Consider the following 18,321-nt stretch of genomic DNA (forward strand, 5'->3'; position numbering starts at 1 on the left):
AGACTGTGGTTTTTCCCTGGGTCGGAAAAAAGCCGCGCATCATACCAGCATGCTCGGGCAGCGGTAATTAATGTCGCGATACACTGCAGATATCTGCAGGTTCTGCGCCGTTCCCCCCATCCCGAGTTGACCATGCTGTGCACCTGACCGACTACCGCGACCTTGACCCGGCCCAGCGCGAGCACCTGCTCGACATCCAGGTGCGGCCTGAGCAACTGCGCTTTGCCGGCGATATGGCTAGCGCCTTGTACACCCTGCAAAGTGGCGACAGCCCCGACCGGCGTGGCGTGGCGCTGCTGCTGGACAACCTGCCGCGGGCCTTCTTGCTGCTTCAGCGCGGGGTGTTCCTGGCGCCCTGGGCCCGGGCCGATGCGGCGACGATCAATGCCTTGCAAGTCGATCAGCGCTTGCAGGGCCAGGGCCTGGGGCGATTTTTCATGCAGGCGTTGCCGGGCCGGGTGCGCGAGGCGTGGCCCGAGGTGCGTTGCCTGCAGCTTTCTGTAGACCGGGACAACCACGCCGCCCTGGCGCTGTACCTGGCCAGCGGCTGGGTCGACAGCGGCGACGGCTACCGCGCACGCCAGGGCCACGAGCGTCAACTGACCCTGTTGCTGTGAGCGACTAAGCTTGTGGGATACCCCGGCGGAGAGCAGTTGATGACCCAAAGAGCCCTGATCGTAGTCGCCGAAGGCGTGGATGACCTGCAGAGCGTGACCCTGATCGACGTGCTGCGCCGCGCCGAGATCGAAGTGGTGGTGGCCAGTATCGAAGGCCGGCGGATGCTCACCTGTGCCCGCGGCACGCGCTTGACCGCCGACGGCATGCTGGTCGACCTGCTGGCCCAGCCGTTCGACCTGATGGTCTTGCCCGGGGGCGAAAAAGGCGCACAGCACATGGCCGCGCACCAACCACTGGCGCAGCAGGTCAAGGATCAGGCCAGGGCCGGCAAGTTTTTTGCCGCGATCGGCGAAGCGCCGTTGGCGCTGCAGGCCTATGGTGTGTTGCGCCAGCGACGCATGACCTGTGATCCGGCTGTCAGCCAGGGGTTGTCCGGGTGCAGCTTTGTCGATCAGCCGGTGGTGGTGGACGGTAATTGCATCACCGCCCAGGGGTCGGCGGCGGCGCTGGAATTTGCCTTGGTGTTGGTCGAGCAACTGGCGGGCAGGGTGCTGCGCAAGCGGGTGGCGGCTGAGCTGCGGGTGTGACTATCGCGGGGCAAGCCCGCTCCCACAGGCCCTCACTGCTTATGCATATGATCGCGCCCAGCCAGGGTCGGAAACAGCTTGATCCACACCCCGGTCACCAGCAGCGTGCCGACCCCGCCCAGCACTACCGCCGGTACCGTGCCGAACCAGTGCGCAGTCACTCCTGACTCGAACTCGCCAAGCTGGTTCGAGGCGCCGATGAACAGCCCGTTCACCGCGCTGACCCGGCCGCGCATTTCATCCGGTGTTTCCAGCTGCACGAAGGCACCGCGTATTACCATGCTGATCATGTCGGCGGCGCCCAGCACCGCCAGCACGGCGAGGGAAAACCAGAACGAAGTGGACAGGCCAAAGGCAATGGTCGCCACCCCGAACACGCCGACAGCGGTAAACATCACCCGCCCGACCTTGCGCTCCACCGGAAAGCGCGCCAGCCACAGCGACATCAGCAGGGCACCCACCGCCGGCGCCGAGCGCAGCAGGCCCAGGCCCCAGGGGCCGGTCAGCAGGATGTCCTTGGCAAACACCGGCAACAGCGCGGTGGCGCCGCCCAGCAGCACGGCGAACAGGTCCAGGGAGATCGCCCCGAGGATGTCCGGGCGGCTGCGGATAAAGCGAATGCCGGCCATCAACGATTCGAGGCTGGCGCGGCCCTGGTTGCCTGGTTGCTGGCGCGACACCAGGCCCAGGGTCAACACGCAGGCAATCAGGTACAACGCTACCGTCGGCCCGTACACCCAGACGCTGCCAAAGGCATAGAGAAAACCGCCCACCGCCGGCGCGACGATGGTCGCCGCCTGCATCGCCGAGGCAGAAGCAGCCACGGCACGTGGAAACAGCTCGGAGGGCACCACATTGGGCAGCAGCGCCTGGGTCGCCGGCATTTCAAAGGAGCGTGCGCTACCGAGCAAGAACGCCAGCAGGAAGATCAGTTCGCGGCTGACGCTGTGGGTGCTGCTGGCGACCACCAGCACCAGGGCGATCATGGCCTGGGCACTCTGGCACAGGGCGGCGACCCGGCGCCGGTCATAGCGGTCGGCGACGTGTCCGGTGTGCAGCATGAACAGCACCCGCGGGGCGAATTCCACCAGGCCCACCAGGCCCAGGTCGAGGACATTGCCGGTCAATTGGTAGAGGTGCCAGCCGATCGCCACGGTAAGCATCTGAAAGCCGCTGGCGGTAAATACCCGGGCCAGCCAGAAGGCCAGGAAGGGACGGTGATGACGCAGCAGCAAAACGGGGTCTGACATCGGCGAAACAGAGCCTCGGCGCAGGGATCGACGCTGCAGGTTATCACCACTTTGTAACAACAGGTTGCGAGGAATGGCACCTGTGTGCGGTAAGCGCACTGTTTTGGGGCGCGGTAAAGGGGGTGAGACAACCGGTCACGCGGCAATCAACCACACAAGCGCACAGCCCGTTCAGGACTATCCTTTCAGGCATCCGTTGATCTGGATCAATTGTTTCATTTGCAACGGCATGGCCAGACGGCCGAATTCCCTGCGATGTGATGTTTACAGAACAATTCCAACTTGCCGCACTCAACTACCGTGGGGGCAGTTGGCGCCAAGGCCACCGCCTGACGCCGGATTACCTGACAGAGGAAGCACTATGTTCGGATTAGAGGCTCTAGATCTCGCCCGAATTCAGTTCGCGTTTACCGTGTCCTTTCACATCCTGTTCCCGGCCATCACCATTGGCCTGGCGAGCTACCTGGCTGTTCTCGAAGGGCTGTGGCTGAAGAGCAACAACAGCGTCTACCGTGACCTTTACCATTTCTGGTCGAAAATCTTTGCCGTCAACTTCGGCATGGGGGTGGTCTCCGGCCTGGTCATGGCCTACCAGTTCGGCACCAACTGGAGCAAGTTCTCCGATTTCGCTGGCTCCGTCACCGGGCCGCTGCTCACTTACGAAGTTCTCACCGCCTTCTTCCTTGAAGCCGGTTTCCTTGGCGTCATGCTCTTTGGCTGGAACCGCGTCGGCCGTGGGCTGCACTTTTTCGCCACGGTCATGGTGGCCATCGGCACTTTGATCTCGACCTTCTGGATCCTCGCCTCCAACAGCTGGATGCAGACCCCCCAGGGCTACGAAATCGTCAACGGCGTAGTCGTGCCGGTGGACTGGTTCGCGGTGATCTTCAACCCGTCGTTCCCTTACCGCCTGGCGCACATGGCGACTGCCGCCTTTGTTGCTACAGCGTTCTTCGTCGGCGCCTCGGCCGCCTGGCACTTGCTGCGCGGCCGCGATAACCCGGCGATTCGCAAGATGCTTTCGATGGCCATGTGGATGGCCCTGATCGTCGCCCCGGTACAAGCGGTGATCGGCGACTTCCACGGCCTCAATACCCTCAAGCACCAGCCGGTGAAAATCGCTGCTATCGAAGGCCACTGGGAAAACAAGCCAGGCGAACCGACCCCGCTGATCCTCTTCGGTATCCCCGACATGGAAGCCGAGACCACCCGCTTCAAGGTGGAAATCCCGGCGCTGGGCAGCCTGATCCTGACCCACAGCCTGGACAAGCAAGTGCCGGCGATGAAGGAGTTTCCGAAAGAAGACCGGCCTAACTCGACCATCGTCTTCTGGTCGTTCCGGGTCATGGTCGGCCTTGGCATGCTGATGATCTTCGTCGGCCTCTGGAGCCTGTGGCTGCGCAAGAGCGACAAACTCTACAGCTCGCGGCCGTTCCTGTACCTGACCTTGTGGATGGGCCCCTCCGGCCTGATCGCGATCCTCGCCGGCTGGTTCACCACCGAGATCGGCCGCCAGCCCTGGGTGGTCTATGGCCTGATGCGCACCGCCGATGGCGCCTCGAACCACAGCTACGGCCAGCTCGGCCTGACCCTGGTGATGTTCGTGGTGGTCTACTTCGCGCTGTTCGGTACCGGCCTTGGCTACATGATGCGCCTGGTGCGCAAAGGGCCGAAAACCGGTGAAGGCGACGAGACCAACCCCGGTGGCCCCGGCCAGCAACGCACCCCGGCACGGCCGCTGTCTGCCGCCGATGACGATCATGACAATGGCGAGCACGCCAGCCTGAACAAGGGGAACTGAATCATGGGTGTTGATCTTCCGCTTATCTGGGCCATCATCATCATCTTCGGCATCATGATGTATGTGGTCATGGACGGCTTTGACCTTGGCATCGGCATCCTCTTCCCGTTCGTCAAGGGCGAGCAGGACCGCGATGTGATGATGAACACTGTCGCCCCGGTCTGGGACGGTAACGAAACCTGGCTGGTGCTCGGTGGCGCGGCGCTGTTCGGCGCCTTCCCGCTGGCCTACGCCGTGGTGCTTTCAGCGCTGTACCTGCCGTTGATGCTGATGCTGATCGGGCTGATCTTTCGCGGCGTGGCCTTCGAGTTCCGCTTCAAGGCCACTGCAGCCAAGCGTCACCTGTGGGACAAGGCCTTCATCGGCGGCTCGCTGGCGGCTACCTTCTTCCAGGGCGTGGCCCTGGGCGCCTTCATCGAAGGCTTTGAGGTGGTCGATCGCAGCTACGCTGGCGGCAGCCTCGACTGGCTGACCCCGTTCAGCCTGTTCTGCGGCCTGGGCCTGATCGTGGCCTACGCCTTGCTCGGCTGCACCTGGCTGATCATGAAGACCGAAGGCAAGCTGCAACTGCAGATGCACGACCTGGCGCGGCCGCTGGCCCTGGTGCTGCTGGCGGTGACCGGCATCGTCAGTATCTGGACGCCGCTGGCCCACCCGGACATTGCCGAGCGCTGGTTCAGCCTGCCCAACCTGTTCTGGTTCCTGCCGGTCCCGATCCTGGTCCTGGTAACCCTTTACGGTTTGCTCCGGGCGGTGGCGCGCAACGCACACTACACCCCGTTCCTGCTCACCCTGGTGCTGATCTTCCTCGGCTACAGCGGCCTGGGCATCAGCTTGTGGCCGAACATCATCCCGCCGTCGATCTCGATCTGGGACGCTGCCGCGCCGCCGCAAAGCCAGGGCTTCATGCTGGTCGGGACCTTGTTCATCATCCCGTTCATCCTCGGTTACACCTTCTGGAGCTATTACGTGTTCCGCGGCAAGGTGACCCACGAAGATGGCTACCACTAGGGGAGCATGGCAATGACTGGCAAAGGCACGATGGACGAAGAGAAGAAACCGCTCTGGCAGCGCCTGGGCTGGTTGGTAGCGATCTGGGTCGGCAGCGTGGTGAGCCTGGCCCTGGTCGCCTGGCTGATGCGCCTGTTCATGAGTGCGGCTGGATTGAGCACGCACTAGTACGATATTTCCCATCCCGCCTCGCGGCGGATTTACAGCCCTTCGCAGCGTCAGCTGCGGAGGGTTTTTTTTGCCCTGTGGGGGCGGCTTGACCCGTGATTCAGGCGACGCGGTACTGGCCTATTTACGCGCCTTGAGCACCACGAACTTGGGCGTCGCCGCCACCTGCTCGACCCCACGGAACAAGCGCGCCAGCTTGCTGTGATAACCCAGGTGACGATTGCCGACGATATACAGCGCACCACCGACCACCAGCGCCTCGCGCGCTTGCTGGAACATCCGCCAGGCGAGGAAGTCACCGACTACCTGCTGTTGATGGAACGGCGGATTGCACAGCACCACATCCAGCGACTGCGCTGGCTGCCCGGCCAGGCCGTCGTCGGCGCGCACCGTGACTTCACGCGGGCCCAACGCCGCCTGCCAGTTTTCCAGTGCCGACTGCACGGCCATGTATGACTCGTCGACCAGGGTGTACTGCGCCTGCGGGTTGGCCAGGGCGCTGGCGATGGCCAGCACGCCATTGCCGCAACCGAGGTCCGCGACACGTGCATCGCCGAGGTCCTTGGGCAGGTGCGGCAGGAACGCCCGGGTGCCGATGTCCAGGCCTTCGCGGCAGAACACGTTGGCGTGGTTGAGCAGCACCAGGGGTGGTGCGTCGAGTTGGTAGCGGGTCGGGTAGGGCGAAACGAACGCCGGCTTGGCCTCGAAGGTGGCAATCAGCAGCCGGGCCTTTTTCTGCGCTAGCGATGCCTGCACCGGGCCGATGTATTTCTCCAGCAAATCGCCAGCAGCCCGTGGCAGGTGCTTGATCATGGCCCCGGCAACAACCTGGGCACCGGGCGCCAGTTGGCCTTGCAGGCGAATCAGTTGCTCTTCGAGCAGGGCAAGAGTCTTTGGCACGCGTACCAGTACCCGGTCGAACGGGCCTTGCCAGGTATTGCTGGCCGCCACGAAGGGCACCGCGTCGAAGGCCAGCCCGTTGCGCACCAGGTTCTTTTCCAGGGCCAGGTGCGCCAGGTGCGAATCGCCGCTGCTGAGCACCGAGACATGCGGCGCCAGGCTGATGGCCAGGGCGCCGAAGCTGTCGTTGAGCACCAGTACCCGGGTATCGGCGGCAGGTGCCTGCGCGGCCAGGTGCTCCAGCAGATACTCGTCGGCAGCATCGAAGGCTTGCAGGGGATCGTTGGCTTGTTCGGGCTGGCGAAGCAGGTCGAGTTCGGCGAAGGGGCTGGTCAGCAGGGGCATGGTGTAAGGCTCTGGGGCATTGATGTGCGTGCGCGCGGCGCGCTCTACAGGGCCGTGATTCTACCGTGCTTTGCGAAGGTACGGGGGCGTTGGCTCAGATCAGGCCACGCATCGCCGCAATGGCGATTGCGCCGGCTTTGTTGCTGGCGTTGGTTTTGTTGATGATGCTGCGGATGTGAAAGTTCACCGTGCTCTGTGACAGCGAAAGGATGCAGGCGATGTCGGCGGCGGTCTTGCCGGCGGCCGACCATTTGAGCACTTCGGTTTCCCGCTCCGAAAGGTTGTACGCCGGGGTTGCTTGCCCGGGTTGGCGGTCAATCATCAGCGTGTGCAGCAGGTTGCACAGCCAGATGGTCTGGCCGGCCTTGTCATAGAGTTCGTCTAGGTTGATTGCGCCCTGGCTGCGGGCGATGCTGAGGATGCTTTCGTTGTGACGCATGTCGTGGGCCGACTGGCTCCAGCCGTGGCGCAAGCCGAAGGATTTTGCCTCTTCGCGAAATTCCGGTGTCTCTCGGAACACATCATCGCACCACAGCAACGGCATCAGGGAGTGGTGGCAATGGGCGACGGTGGGATCGATGTCCACGTAGTTGCAACGTTGGTAGCGTTCGTTCCAGGCGTCGGGATAGTTGTTGAAGAATCGCATTTGCGGCGCGAAAGTGGCGATCTGCACGCGCATGCCGAAACACAGGTACTCCATGTCCAGTTGCTGGGCCAGGGAAACCGCCAGGTCAAACATCCGTTGTTCATCGGTTTCGGCTAGCAACTGCTCGAGTTGCTGTTCTTTCCAGTGCGGCATGGGGGAGATCTCAAGGGGGTGGATCCAAGATCTGGCAGGGTGCAAAGTAGTGTAGGAAATGTCCCACGGTTTTGTTGGGTTTTTTGGCTATAGAAATGTGAACATTTTGGCAGGCCTGTTCTTTAGCGATCTTCTTGATATCAGTTCGAAATCATTGGGCTATTACCGGTATCGTGCAGTGATTTTCTCCTGTCGCTGTTGAAGTGTTGTGACAAGGGGTTTTTCTCCCTTCGGCGTCGCTTGTGCGGCTGTTACCGCGTCCGCGGTTGATGCCACTACAAACCAACGGTGTTTATCCCACGACGTTTGCGCGACACTGGGGCATCTGTTTTTTGGAGCAAGCCATGACAGCCAGTGCTGAAAAGTTCACCCGCCAGACGCTGCTCGACGTCCAGCCGCTGACCCCCAGCCTGTTCAGCCTGCGGACCAGCCGCGACCAGGGCTTTCGTTTTCGTGCCGGGCAGTTCGCCCGTCTTGGGGTGACCAAGGCAGACGGTAGTGTGGTCTGGCGCGCCTATTCGATGGTGTCCTCACCGTTCGACGAGCATCTGGATTTCTTTTCCATCGTAGTGCCGGGCGGCGAATTCACCAGTGAGCTGAGCCGCCTGGGCGCCGGCGACAGCCTGTTGATCGATCGCCAGGCCTTCGGTTACCTGACCCTCGACCGCTTCGTTGATGGCCGCGACCTCTGGCTGCTGGCGACCGGCACCGGTATCGCGCCATTTCTGTCGATCCTCCAGGACTTCGAAGTGTGGGAGCGATTCGAGTCGATCAAACTGGTTTATTCGGTGCGTGAGGCCCGCGAGCTGGCCTACCTGGATTTGATCGCCGGCCTGGAGCAGCGCGACTACCTGGCCGAGTACGCCGGCAAGTTGCAGTTCATCCCGATCGTCACCCGCGAGCGGCATCCGGGAGCGCTGAACCAGCGCATTACCACCCTGATCGAGAACGGCGAACTTGAACGCGCGGCGGGCCTGGCGCTGACTCCGGAACATTCGCGGGTAATGCTCTGTGGCAACCCGCAGATGATCGACGACACCCGCAAAGTGCTCAAGCAGCGCGACATGAACCTCAGCCTCAGCCGCCGCCCCGGTCAGGTCGCGGTCGAGACCTACTGGTAAGCGCCAACAAAAACGGCGCCCGCAGGCGCCGTTTTTTTAGCCCTGGGTTCAGGGTTGCCGATTCTGCGACTTGAGCAGGTCGCGAATTTCGGTGAGCAGCTCTTCTTCTTTGGTCGGCACCGGCGGCAGGGTCGGCGCGGCGGCTTCTTCGCGTTTCAGGCGGTTGATGACCTTGACGCCCATGAAAATCGCGAAGGCGACGATGATGAAGTCGAGGATGGTCTGGATGAATTTGCCATAGGCCATCACCACCGCCGGTATGTCGCCTTCGGCGGCCTTGAGGGTGACCGCCAGGTCGCTGAAATCGACGCCGCCGATCAGCAAACCGATCGGTGGCATGATCACGTCACCTACAAAAGATGAAACGATTTTGCCAAAGGCGGCGCCGATAATGATACCGACGGCCATATCGACGACATTCCCTTTGACCGCGAAGGCCTTGAATTCATTGAGCACGCCCATGGTTTATTCCTTGTAACAGATGAGTTGGGTAAACGCAGTGTAATTCAGCTATGCGCTTCATGCTCCGCGCTGCTGCAACAGACTGCGGTTATACCGAATAGTTTTGTCGTTTTCTCTGCCCGCCGGGGCGTCCGAGGTCGGCTATGATGGTGCCTTTTTCCAGAGGACCGTCCCCATGGCCAAGGCCAAGCGCATGTACGGCTGCACCGAGTGCGGCGCGACCTTTCCGAAATGGGCCGGGCAATGCGCTGAATGCGGTGCCTGGAACACCCTGGTCGAGACCGTGCTAGAGAGTGGCGCGGCCGCCGCACCGAGCGGGCGCACCGGCTGGGCCGGGCAGCAGGCGCAGATCAAGACCCTGGCCGAAGTCAGTGTCGAGGAAATCCCGCGCTTTACTACCGCCAGTGCCGAACTCGACCGGGTACTCGGCGGCGGCCTGGTCGACGGTTCGGTGGTGCTGATCGGTGGTGATCCGGGCATCGGCAAGTCGACCATCCTCCTGCAGACCCTGTGCAACATCGCTACGCGCATGCCGGCGCTGTACGTCACCGGCGAAGAGTCCCAGCAGCAGGTGGCGATGCGCGCCCGGCGCCTGGGCCTGCCCCAGGACAAGCTGCGGGTGATGACCGAAACCTGTATCGAGACCATCATCGCCACCGCCCGGCTGGAGAAGCCCAAGGTGATGGTCATCGACTCGATCCAGACCATCTTCACCGAGCAGTTGCAGTCGGCGCCTGGCGGTGTTTCCCAGGTGCGCGAAAGCGCAGCCTTGCTGGTGCGTTATGCCAAGCAGAGCGGCACGGCGATCTTCCTCGTCGGTCACGTGACCAAGGAAGGCGCGCTGGCCGGGCCACGGGTGCTCGAGCACATGGTCGATACCGTGCTGTATTTCGAGGGCGAATCCGACGGCCGCTTGCGTTTGCTGCGCGCGGTGAAAAACCGTTTTGGCGCGGTCAACGAGCTGGGCGTGTTCGGCATGACCGACCGTGGCCTGAAGGAAGTCTCCAACCCCTCGGCGATCTTTCTTACGCGTGCCCAGGAAGAAGTACCGGGCAGCGTGGTCATGGCCACCTGGGAAGGTACCCGGCCGATGCTGGTGGAGGTTCAGGCCCTGGTCGATGACAGCCACCTGTCCAACCCGCGGCGGGTCACCCTGGGCCTGGACCAGAACCGCCTGGCCATGCTGCTGGCGGTGCTGCATCGCCATGGCGGCATCCCTACCCATGACCAGGACGTGTTCCTCAACGTGGTCGGCGGGGTCAAGGTGCTGGAGACGGCCTCCGACCTGGCGCTGATGGCGGCGATCATGTCCAGCCTGCGCAACCGCGCGCTGGACAACGGCCTGCTGGTGTTTGGCGAGGTTGGCTTGTCTGGCGAAGTGCGCCCGGTGCCGAGCGGCCAGGAGCGTTTGAAGGAAGCGGCCAAGCATGGCTTCAAGCGCGCCATTGTGCCCAAGGGCAACGCCCCGAAGGAAGCGCCGCCTGGGCTGCAGGTGATTGCCGTGACCCGCCTTGAACAGGCGCTGGACGCGCTGTTCGAGTAATCTTCGCATCCCGGCACGTGCAAGGCGTGCTGGGGTGAAGTTGCAACTGATTCTCACTAACGAGTAGCATACCGCCTTCTTTCCGGCCATCCACAGGGAGTTCGCGTGGCGGAGTCCGACTTGAAGCGGCTGTTCCTCAAGCACGCGAAAACCTTGCAGGGGTTGCTGACGCGCAAGGTGCGTGACCCGCAGCTGGCTGCCGACCTGGTGCAGGAAAGTTTCCTGCGCCTGGCCGAGCAACAGGGCCGCGAACGAATCGACAACACCCCGGCCTACCTGTATCGCACCGCGCACAACCTGATGATCGATCATGTTCGCCAGCAGCAACGGCGAAAGACCGATTCGGTGCCCCACGAAGCACTGGAAACCATCGTCGAGGACAGCCCGGGCCTGGACGAAAACGCCGCCACCGAGCAGCACATGCGCCGCCTGCGCCGGGCCCTGGCCGACTTGCCGCCACGCACCCAGGAAGTGTTTCGTCTGAACCGCCTTGAGGGCATGACCCACGCCGAGGTGGCGCGGGCGCTGGATATTTCCGACAGCTCGGTACAGAAGCATCTGGCCAAGGCCCTGGCCTATGTGATGCAGTGTCTTCAGGAACCAGGATGACGAACGGTTTACTGGGAAATGCGCCTTCAGACGTCAGCACTCACATAACCAGAATTCGAGAGAACCGTGTGACCAGCCAGAACTCGCCAGAGCAAGCCATTCGCGAGCAGGCCGCCGAGTGGGCGGTGTTGCGCTGCGCCGGCCCGTTGAACCCCGAACAGACGCAGGCGCTGGCGCGCTGGCTAGCCTGTGATCCGCGCCATGCCCAGGCGCTGGATTTTGCCCAGGCAACCTGGGCTGATCTCGGCCGTCTTGGGCGCATGCACCAGTCCGCGCCAATGGCAGCCCCGGCGCTGGCTCGGCCACTGGCCGGGCGTCGGCGCCGTTCACGCCTGCGCTGGGCGCTGAGTACGGCGGCGCTGCTGGTGCTGGCGGTAGTGGGCGTGGAGCAGGCGCCGAACTTGGCGCTGGCATTGCGCGCCGACTACGCCACGGCCAAGGGTGAGGTGCGCCAGGTGACGCTGCCCGATGGCAGCCAGGTCGACCTCGACAGCCAGAGTGGCATCGAGCTGGCCTATAACGACAGTGAGCGCCGCGTGCGCCTGTTGGCCGGTGAAGCAGTGTTCACCGTTGCAGCGGTTTCTGGCGCTGAACAACGGCCCTTTGTGGTCGAGCGGGCAGGGGGCAGCAGTCGCGCCCTGGGCACGCGTTTCGTGGTGGGCCCCGAGCCTGACGGCGGCACCTGGGTCGGCATGCTCGAACACAGTGTTGCCGTGACCTTGCAGGCCAGCCCGCCAGCGGGCAGTTCCGAGCAGGTGCTCAAGGAAGGCCAAAGCCTGCGCTACGACGCCGCCCATGGCATTCGCCCATGGCCTGAGCAGGACGTGCGTCGCGCCAGCGCCTGGCAGCGCGGCGTGCTGGTGTTCGAGCGCGAACCGCTGGCCGAGGTGGCCGCACAGCTCAATCGCTATCGCAGCGGTCATGTGCTGATCAGCGACCAGGCCCTGGCCCGGCGTGAGGTCAGCGGCATGTTTCGCCTGGATAACCTCGATGCCGCGCTGGCCATGCTGACTGAAGAGCTCAAGGCCAGCCGCCTCGACCTGCCCGGGCTGACGCTGATCTATTGATCGCTGCGCCGGCGATTGTCGGTCGCGCTGTTTTCCACGAAACTGGCGTTTTGACGACGATCTCAAGGCAGGGATATGGCCAGTGGTTTTCTCGCGTGTGTTGCTTCATCCATCTGTGGCGCCTTGCTGCTCGGAGTGTCCAGCACTCACGTGCTGGCGGCCGACGACCTGGTGCAATTCGATCCCGCTACGTGCGAGTTCGGCGCAAAGCTTGAGCCGTACTACGACAAGGCCATCGCCAAACGTCAGGCGTTGCCTGCCGAGGCGCAGGAAGAGGAGGTGAGCTACCCGGTCGATCTGCCCTTCCACGGCATCAAGGTCACAGCGGTGTTCATCGGCTATGAATGGCACGGGATCTACTTTGATGCGCCGCCCGAGCAGGTGCGTTCGCTGTTTCGCCAACTGGGCTACCGCGTGGCCGAAGACGGTGACATGTCGGCCAGTGGTGATGAGGTCGCGGTCACCGCATCGATCATCGAAACCAGCGACAAGGCCCGCCAACAAGGGCTGTCGGCGCTCACCTGCGGCGTCTGAAACAAGCACCCTGAAATTCTTTTGAATTTTCGTTACTGACTTTTCCCGCGTTGCACGTCTGTTTGTTGAGATTGATTTTCATTACTAGAAAACGCCAACACAGCGAGCAACAGACGTGAGCAATCAACAACAACGACGCACCCGGCCGTTCGGTCGGGTAGCCCTTGCCAGCAGCCTGATGCTGGCGGCCTGGACCTTGCCGATGGGGATCGGTAGCGTGCAGGCCGCCGAGCCCGCTCACCCGAGCCAAACTACTGCCCTGATCCGCTTTGACATTCCCGCCCAGGCGCTGGACAGCGCCGTGCTGGCCTTCGCCGAACAGGCTGGGGTCCAGGTGTTTTTCGACAGCCGCAAACTGGCTGGCCTGCGCAGTGAGGGTTTGCGCGGCGAGCACTCGGCCCAGCAAGGGCTAGGCCTGTTGTTGCGCGGTTCGCCCGTGCGCTATCGCTTCAGCGGCACTGACCGGGTCGGCCTGGAGCGGGTCAGTGATGATGGCCAGACCCTCGAGCTGGGTACCACCCATGTCGACTCCAACAGCGATGCCGACTGGGTCTACCAGACGCCGCGTTCGGTCAGCGTCATCACCCGCGAGCAGATCGACAAGCGCCCACCGCGCCACGCCGCTGACATGCTCGAAGAAACCGCCGGCGTCTACACCGCGGTCAACCAACGCGACCCCGGGCTGTCGGTGAACATCCGCGGCGTGCAGGACTATGGTCGGGTCAATATGAACATCGACGGCATGCGCCAGAACTTCAACGTCAACGGCCATCAGCAGCGCAACGGGGTGATGTTCATCGACCCGGAGTTCATCAGCTCCATCGAGATCGAAAAAGGTACCCAGGCGGGCATGGGCGGTGCTGGTGTTATTGGCGGTATTGCCAGCTTCAACACGGTCCAGGCCCGTGATTTTCTCGGCCCCGACAAGGAGTACGGTGGCCGCCTGCGCGCCGGCAACGGCATCGGTGAGCTGGGCAATGGCACAAACTTCAATGGCAGCGCATTGTTTGCCTTCGGCAATGAGCTAGGCGATGTACTGCTGGGCGTCAGTGAGCGGCACTTCGGTGATTACCGCGCCGGCACCAACAACGCTGACAACCTCGGCACCCAGATCCGCGGCAAGACCAGCTACCCCGAAGCCTGGAAGGACTGGCTGCACTCCGAGGTCGGCGAGACCGGTAGCGTCACGCGCTCGCAACTGCTCAAGCTGGGCCTGAACCTGCCCAACGACCAGCGCCTGCAGCTCAACTACATGGAAACCGACACGGACAGCAAAGACGCCTGGACCTATTACGACAATCAGACTCGGCAGTTCTATTACAAGCGCACCGGCAGCAGTGATTTCAACGCCCGCAACGCCTCGCTCGACTACAGCTACAGCCCGGACAACGACCTGGTCGATCTGAAAGCCAAGCTGTATTTCGTTTCGACCCGCCAGGATCGCTGGAACGCCGGTAATGACGCCTCGGCCAGCAGCAACAACCGCGTCGAGGCGTATGACGATCGTTTTCAGACCGATACCTGGGGTCTGCAACTGGAAAATACTTCGCGCTTCTATTTGGGGGACGCCGACAAGCTCACCTTTAACTACGGCACCGAACTCTTCCAGGATCGCTTCAAACCGAAAACCGATCGGGTCCCGGCACTCAACGAACAGGCTTTACCTTATGTTCAGGGGGCCACGCCTGAAGGCAAGCGCATCATGGCCAGCCTGTTCGGCGATGTGCAGTACGAGCATGGCGACTGGCTGACGGTCGATGCCGGATTGCGCTACGACCGTTACCGCCTCACCGGCGAAACCGGCATCACCACCTGGATGTACCCAAGGGGTGTCACGGGTGAAAACCTTCAGCGCGTGCAGACTCACCTGATCTTTGACGAAGAACAGGAGCAGGGCCGTTTCTCGCCCACCTTCGGCATTGCGCTGAAGCCCGGTGTCGACTGGATGCAGGTCTACACCCGCTGGGGACGTGGCTGGCGTCCGCCGTCAGTGACTGAAGTATTCATGAGCGGCCGTCCCCATGGTGGCGGTAGCGAGATGCTCTATCCCAACCCCTTCCTCAAGCCCGAGGAGTCGCACAACTGGGAACTGGGGGTGAACCTGTTCAAGGAATCGCTGCTGCAGGAAGGTGATCGCTTTGGCGCCAAGGTCGCCTATTTCGACACCCGCATCGACAATTTCTCGTTCATGGATGTCAACGCCGATGTGCCCGGCGCCTCTGCACTGGGGACTTCACTCGGGCGCTCGGCCTATCAGAACAACCTGGAGCAGACGCGTTTTCGCGGGGTCGAATACAGCCTCGACTACGACGCCGGGCGTTACTACAGCCAGCTCAGTTATACCCACATGATTGGCAGCAACGATTTCTGCTCCAAGCAGTTGTACATGGGCGGAGGGCAGCGCCTGGTCAGCGCCGGGACGGTGCTGCGCCCGGTGCGGGTCGGCAGCCGCGTGATCATGTTGCCAGTGCGCGTTTCGCGGGCCGAGGACGCTGCCGACCTCGATCAGACAGTCAGCTGCGGTCACATCATGGGCAACGCCAGCTACATGCCGGCAGATCGCGGCTCGCTGACGGTGGGCATGCGCTTTCTGGACCGCACCCTCGATGTCGGCGCCCGCCTGCGTTACAGCAAGGGCAATGGTGAGAACCTCAACGACCACGGCTACCGCCTGATCGACCAGGCGCAGTGGCCCAAATACAAGGTCTACGACCTGTACGCCAGCTACTGGATGACGCCGAGCCTGAACCTCGCGCTGTCGCTGGAGAACGCCACCGACGAAGCCTACTTCGTGGCCATGGGCGACACCGACAACCTGTCGCTGGCCCGCGGCCGGACCTTGAGCGCAATGCTCGAATACAAATTCTGATCCACACCGGGTTTGCCCATGTCGGGCGACACGAAGGCAGGGAATACGCCTTCGCAATCATGCAATGCAACGAGGAACCGTTATGACTCTTTCCGTTACTTACGATGCCGCCTTCTCCAGCTCGTCGATCGATGACTACCTGGCGTTCTGGACTTCGGGCTTCGTCACTGCAGGTCATGGACAAAGCAATACCGGCGGCTTCAGCAACGGCAGCCTGAGCGGCGACCAGTACGCTACCCATGGTAGCCAGGGCTCCGACTACGCATTCATCGCCGACAGCAACACTGCCAATGGTCTGCACTATGTGTTCGACCGCGGCCTGCCAGCCGGTGACAACCTCAACCACTACCTGTGGGGCGAACTGGACAACGTTTCCCTGGGCCAGGTGCTGGGCGGCGGTAGCGGTAGCGACTTCACCCTGAGCAACTACGTGGTCAGCTTCAACGGCCTGGACCTGGACGCCGCGCTGGGCGCCGGTCGTGCCGGCAACGAAGTACAGAGCGTGATCTACGGCCTGATGCAGGGCAACACCTCGGCCCTGGAAGGCGTGCTGGACAACCTGCTGGCCGGTTACGGCGTGTCTACCGACGACAGCTTCGACGTGGTCAGTGCTGCGTTGGCTGCCGGCCCGCTGAGCGTGGCCTCGGCCGATGTCGTGGGTATCCAGGCCCTGGCTGACGACTTCGCCCTGGCCGCCTGACCCCAGGTAAAAAAAAGCGAATGGAAGATCACTCCTCCATTCGCTGCTTGCTTACCCCGCCGCCTGCGTCTTTGCCGGGCCCAGGTGGCGGTGGTGCGAATTCTGCGAGCCTGCGCCGGCGAGGTCAATCGCCCGCAGGCTTGCCCTGTTGAGGACGTTCATGAAAGCCACCCGCTCCCGCCCTGGCAACGAAGTGTTGCAGGCGCTTAAGGCCTGCCGCGCCGGCTTTGCCAACATCGGCCTGTTCACTGCGGTGATCAACCTGCTGATGCTGGCGCCGGCGCTGTACATGCTGCAGGTCTACGACCGGGTGCTGTCCTCGGGCAACGAGATGACCCTGCTGATGCTCAGCCTGATGGTGCTGGGCTTGTTCGCCTTCATGGGCCTGCTGGAATGGGTACGCAGCCTGGTGGTGATCCGCCTTGGCACGCAAATGGATATGCGCTTGAACCCGCGGGTGTTCGAGGCCGCTTACCAAGCCAGCCTGGCCGGCCACAAGGGCGCGGCGAACCAGGTGCTGAGCGACCTGACCACCTTGCGCCAGTTCGCCACCGGCCAGGCGCTGTTCGCCTTTTTCGATGCGCCGTGGTTCCCGGTGTACCTGTTGGTGATGTTTCTGTTCAGCCCATGGCTGGGCTTGATGGCGCTGGTGGGCGCGGTGCTGTTGACGATCCTCGCCTGGGTCAACGAGCGCCTGACTCAGGCGCCGTTCGCCGAAGCCGGGCAGTTGGTGCAGCAGGCCGGGCAACAGGCTGGCGCCAACCTGCGCAATGCCGAAGTGATGGAAGCCATGGGCATGCTGGCGGCGGTGCGCCAGCGCTGGGCCAGCTTGCACCATGGTTTTCTCCTGCGCCAGAACCTGGGCAGCGAGCGCACGGCGGCAGTGACTGCGGTGTCCAAGAGCCTGCGCCTGACCCTGCAATCGCTGGTGCTGGGCCTGGGCGCGTGGCTGGCGATCGAGCAACTGATTACCCCGGGGATGATGATCGCAGGCTCGATCCTTATGGCCCGGGTGCTGGCGCCAATCGACCAATTGATTGCCGTGTGGCGCCAGTGGGGTTCGGCCCGCCAGGCCTATGAGCGCTTGCACAGCTTGCTCAGCGAGCAACCGCCGCGTGCGCTCGGCATGCCGTTGCCGGCACCCAGCGGGCGCTTGCTGGTGGAGCAACTCAGCGCCCTGCAGCCGGGCACGCGCAAGCCGTGCCTGGCCAACCTCGGCTTCGAACTGGCGGCCGGCGACAGCCTGGGCATCATTGGTGCGTCGGGCTCTGGCAAGTCGACCCTGGCGCGCTTGCTGGTTGGCGCGGCGACTCCGGCTGCCGGCAAGGTGCGTCTGGATGGCGCCGAGCTACAGCAATGGGACAAGGGCCTGCTCGGCGCGCACATCGGTTACCTGCCCCAGGACGTGCAGTTGTTCGCCGGCAGCATTGCCGAGAACATCGCCCGCTTGGGTGAAGTCGATTCACACCAGGTGGTGGCTGCTGCGCAACTGGCCGGTGTCCACGAGCTGATCCTGAAACTGCCCAATGGCTATGACACCCAGCTTGGTGAAGGCGGGGCGGGGCTCTCCGGTGGCCAGCGCCAGCGCATCGGCCTGGCCCGGGCGCTTTACGGCCTACCCGCACTGATCGTGCTCGATGAACCCAACTCCAACCTCGATGACTTCGGCGAACGCGCCTTGCTCGAGGCGATCCGCCAGGTCAAGGCGCAACAGCGCACGCTGATCCTGATTACCCACAAATCCAGCCTGCTGGCCGCAGTAGACAAGCTGCTGGTGCTGCAGAACAGCCAGATGCAGGCCTTCGGCCCGACCGCGCGGGTGCTGCAGGATTTGCAGCGCAGCCACAAACCAGCCGGCATTCCCACGCCTGCTCCGACTCCGGCGCTGCGCAGCGCGGCCAGCGTCAGCATGAGCTATGGCACCCCGAGATCCTGAT

17 protein-coding genes are annotated in these 18,321 nt (G+C 63.0%); 13 read left to right on the forward strand and 4 right to left on the reverse strand.

Annotation, left to right across the window (positions count from 1 at the left end):
- The first annotated feature begins 137 nt into the window (after nucleotides 1-137).
- Nucleotides 138-617 carry an N-acetyltransferase gene (locus LOY34_RS03410; protein WP_195885641.1) on the forward strand — a complete coding sequence of 160 codons (480 nt, stop codon included), beginning with the start codon at nucleotides 138-140 and terminating at the stop codon, nucleotides 615-617.
- Between the two features lie 39 nt (nucleotides 618-656).
- The gene (locus LOY34_RS03415; RefSeq protein ID WP_195885642.1) at nucleotides 657-1,205 is read left to right on the forward strand and encodes a DJ-1 family glyoxalase III; all 549 of its coding nucleotides are present in this window, start codon (nucleotides 657-659) and stop codon (nucleotides 1,203-1,205) included.
- 32 nt (nucleotides 1,206-1,237) lie between these two features.
- Here the strand turns inward: LOY34_RS03415 and LOY34_RS03420 are convergent, their stop codons facing one another.
- Nucleotides 1,238-2,455, reverse strand: coding sequence for an MFS transporter (locus LOY34_RS03420; protein WP_045195887.1), 1,218 nt, complete (start codon nucleotides 2,453-2,455; stop codon nucleotides 1,238-1,240).
- A 361-nt stretch (nucleotides 2,456-2,816) separates the two neighbouring features.
- Here LOY34_RS03420 and LOY34_RS03425 point away from each other — a divergent pair, with 361 nt between their 5' ends.
- Genes LOY34_RS03425 through LOY34_RS03435 form a run of 3 tightly spaced genes read left to right on the forward strand, consistent with a single transcriptional unit; the run spans nucleotide 2,817 to nucleotide 5,435 of the window.
- Nucleotides 2,817-4,256, forward strand: a complete 1,440-nt coding sequence (locus tag LOY34_RS03425; RefSeq protein WP_045195889.1) for a cytochrome ubiquinol oxidase subunit I — start codon at nucleotides 2,817-2,819, stop codon at nucleotides 4,254-4,256.
- A 3-nt stretch (nucleotides 4,257-4,259) separates the two neighbouring features.
- A complete protein-coding gene (cydB, locus tag LOY34_RS03430; RefSeq protein ID WP_045195891.1) occupies nucleotides 4,260-5,267 on the forward strand; it encodes a cytochrome d ubiquinol oxidase subunit II in 1,008 nt (335 codons plus the stop codon).
- Nucleotides 5,268-5,279: 12 nt separating this feature from the next.
- Nucleotides 5,280-5,435: a DUF2474 domain-containing protein gene (locus tag LOY34_RS03435; protein ID WP_045195893.1), complete on the forward strand. Its 156-nt coding sequence runs from the start codon at nucleotides 5,280-5,282 to the stop codon at nucleotides 5,433-5,435.
- Between the two features lie 120 nt (nucleotides 5,436-5,555).
- Here LOY34_RS03435 and LOY34_RS03440 read toward each other — a convergent pair whose 3' ends face one another.
- Together LOY34_RS03440 and LOY34_RS03445 are read right to left on the reverse strand one after the other, a co-directional pair.
- Nucleotides 5,556-6,680: a methyltransferase gene (locus tag LOY34_RS03440; protein ID WP_195885643.1), complete on the reverse strand. Its 1,125-nt coding sequence runs from the start codon at nucleotides 6,678-6,680 to the stop codon at nucleotides 5,556-5,558.
- 94 nt (nucleotides 6,681-6,774) lie between these two features.
- Complete coding sequence (locus tag LOY34_RS03445) at nucleotides 6,775-7,479, reverse strand: autoinducer binding domain-containing protein (protein WP_195885644.1); 705 nt, start codon at nucleotides 7,477-7,479, stop codon at nucleotides 6,775-6,777.
- 344 nt (nucleotides 7,480-7,823) lie between these two features.
- On the opposite strand from LOY34_RS03445, the gene LOY34_RS03450 reads away from it, so the two are divergent.
- Nucleotides 7,824-8,600 carry a ferredoxin--NADP reductase gene (locus LOY34_RS03450; RefSeq protein ID WP_195885645.1) on the forward strand — a complete coding sequence of 259 codons (777 nt, stop codon included), beginning with the start codon at nucleotides 7,824-7,826 and terminating at the stop codon, nucleotides 8,598-8,600.
- A gap of 48 nt (nucleotides 8,601-8,648) precedes the next feature.
- On the opposite strand, the gene mscL is transcribed toward LOY34_RS03450, so the two are convergent.
- Nucleotides 8,649-9,062, reverse strand: a complete 414-nt coding sequence (gene mscL / locus LOY34_RS03455) for a large-conductance mechanosensitive channel protein MscL (RefSeq protein ID WP_093387855.1) — start codon at nucleotides 9,060-9,062, stop codon at nucleotides 8,649-8,651.
- A 175-nt stretch (nucleotides 9,063-9,237) separates the two neighbouring features.
- On the opposite strand from mscL, the gene radA reads away from it, so the two are divergent.
- The 7 genes from radA to LOY34_RS03490 all read left to right on the forward strand — a co-directional run bounded on the left by radA (nucleotide 9,238) and on the right by LOY34_RS03490 (nucleotide 18,320).
- Nucleotides 9,238-10,605 carry a DNA repair protein RadA gene (gene radA / locus LOY34_RS03460; RefSeq protein ID WP_258664284.1) on the forward strand — a complete coding sequence of 456 codons (1,368 nt, stop codon included), beginning with the start codon at nucleotides 9,238-9,240 and terminating at the stop codon, nucleotides 10,603-10,605.
- 105 nt (nucleotides 10,606-10,710) lie between these two features.
- Complete coding sequence (locus tag LOY34_RS03465) at nucleotides 10,711-11,214, forward strand: RNA polymerase sigma factor (RefSeq protein ID WP_045195901.1); 504 nt, start codon at nucleotides 10,711-10,713, stop codon at nucleotides 11,212-11,214.
- 68 nt (nucleotides 11,215-11,282) lie between these two features.
- Nucleotides 11,283-12,281, forward strand: a complete 999-nt coding sequence (locus tag LOY34_RS03470) for a FecR domain-containing protein (protein WP_230090922.1) — start codon at nucleotides 11,283-11,285, stop codon at nucleotides 12,279-12,281.
- Nucleotides 12,282-12,416: 135 nt separating this feature from the next.
- A complete protein-coding gene (locus LOY34_RS03475) occupies nucleotides 12,417-12,815 on the forward strand; it encodes a hypothetical protein (RefSeq protein ID WP_258664286.1) in 399 nt (132 codons plus the stop codon).
- Nucleotides 12,816-12,993: 178 nt separating this feature from the next.
- Complete coding sequence (locus tag LOY34_RS03480) at nucleotides 12,994-15,684, forward strand: TonB-dependent receptor (RefSeq protein WP_195885950.1); 2,691 nt, start codon at nucleotides 12,994-12,996, stop codon at nucleotides 15,682-15,684.
- Nucleotides 15,685-15,766: 82 nt separating this feature from the next.
- A complete protein-coding gene (locus LOY34_RS03485) occupies nucleotides 15,767-16,384 on the forward strand; it encodes a heme acquisition protein HasA (protein WP_195885648.1) in 618 nt (205 codons plus the stop codon).
- A gap of 160 nt (nucleotides 16,385-16,544) precedes the next feature.
- Nucleotides 16,545-18,320 (forward strand): type I secretion system permease/ATPase, encoded by a 1,776-nt coding sequence (locus tag LOY34_RS03490; RefSeq protein ID WP_258664287.1) that lies wholly within the window; start codon nucleotides 16,545-16,547, stop codon nucleotides 18,318-18,320.
- Nucleotide 18,321: the final 1 nt, after the last annotated feature.

The organism is Pseudomonas sp. B21-009, assembly GCF_024749345.1.
Lineage (GTDB): Bacteria > Pseudomonadota > Gammaproteobacteria > Pseudomonadales > Pseudomonadaceae > Aquipseudomonas.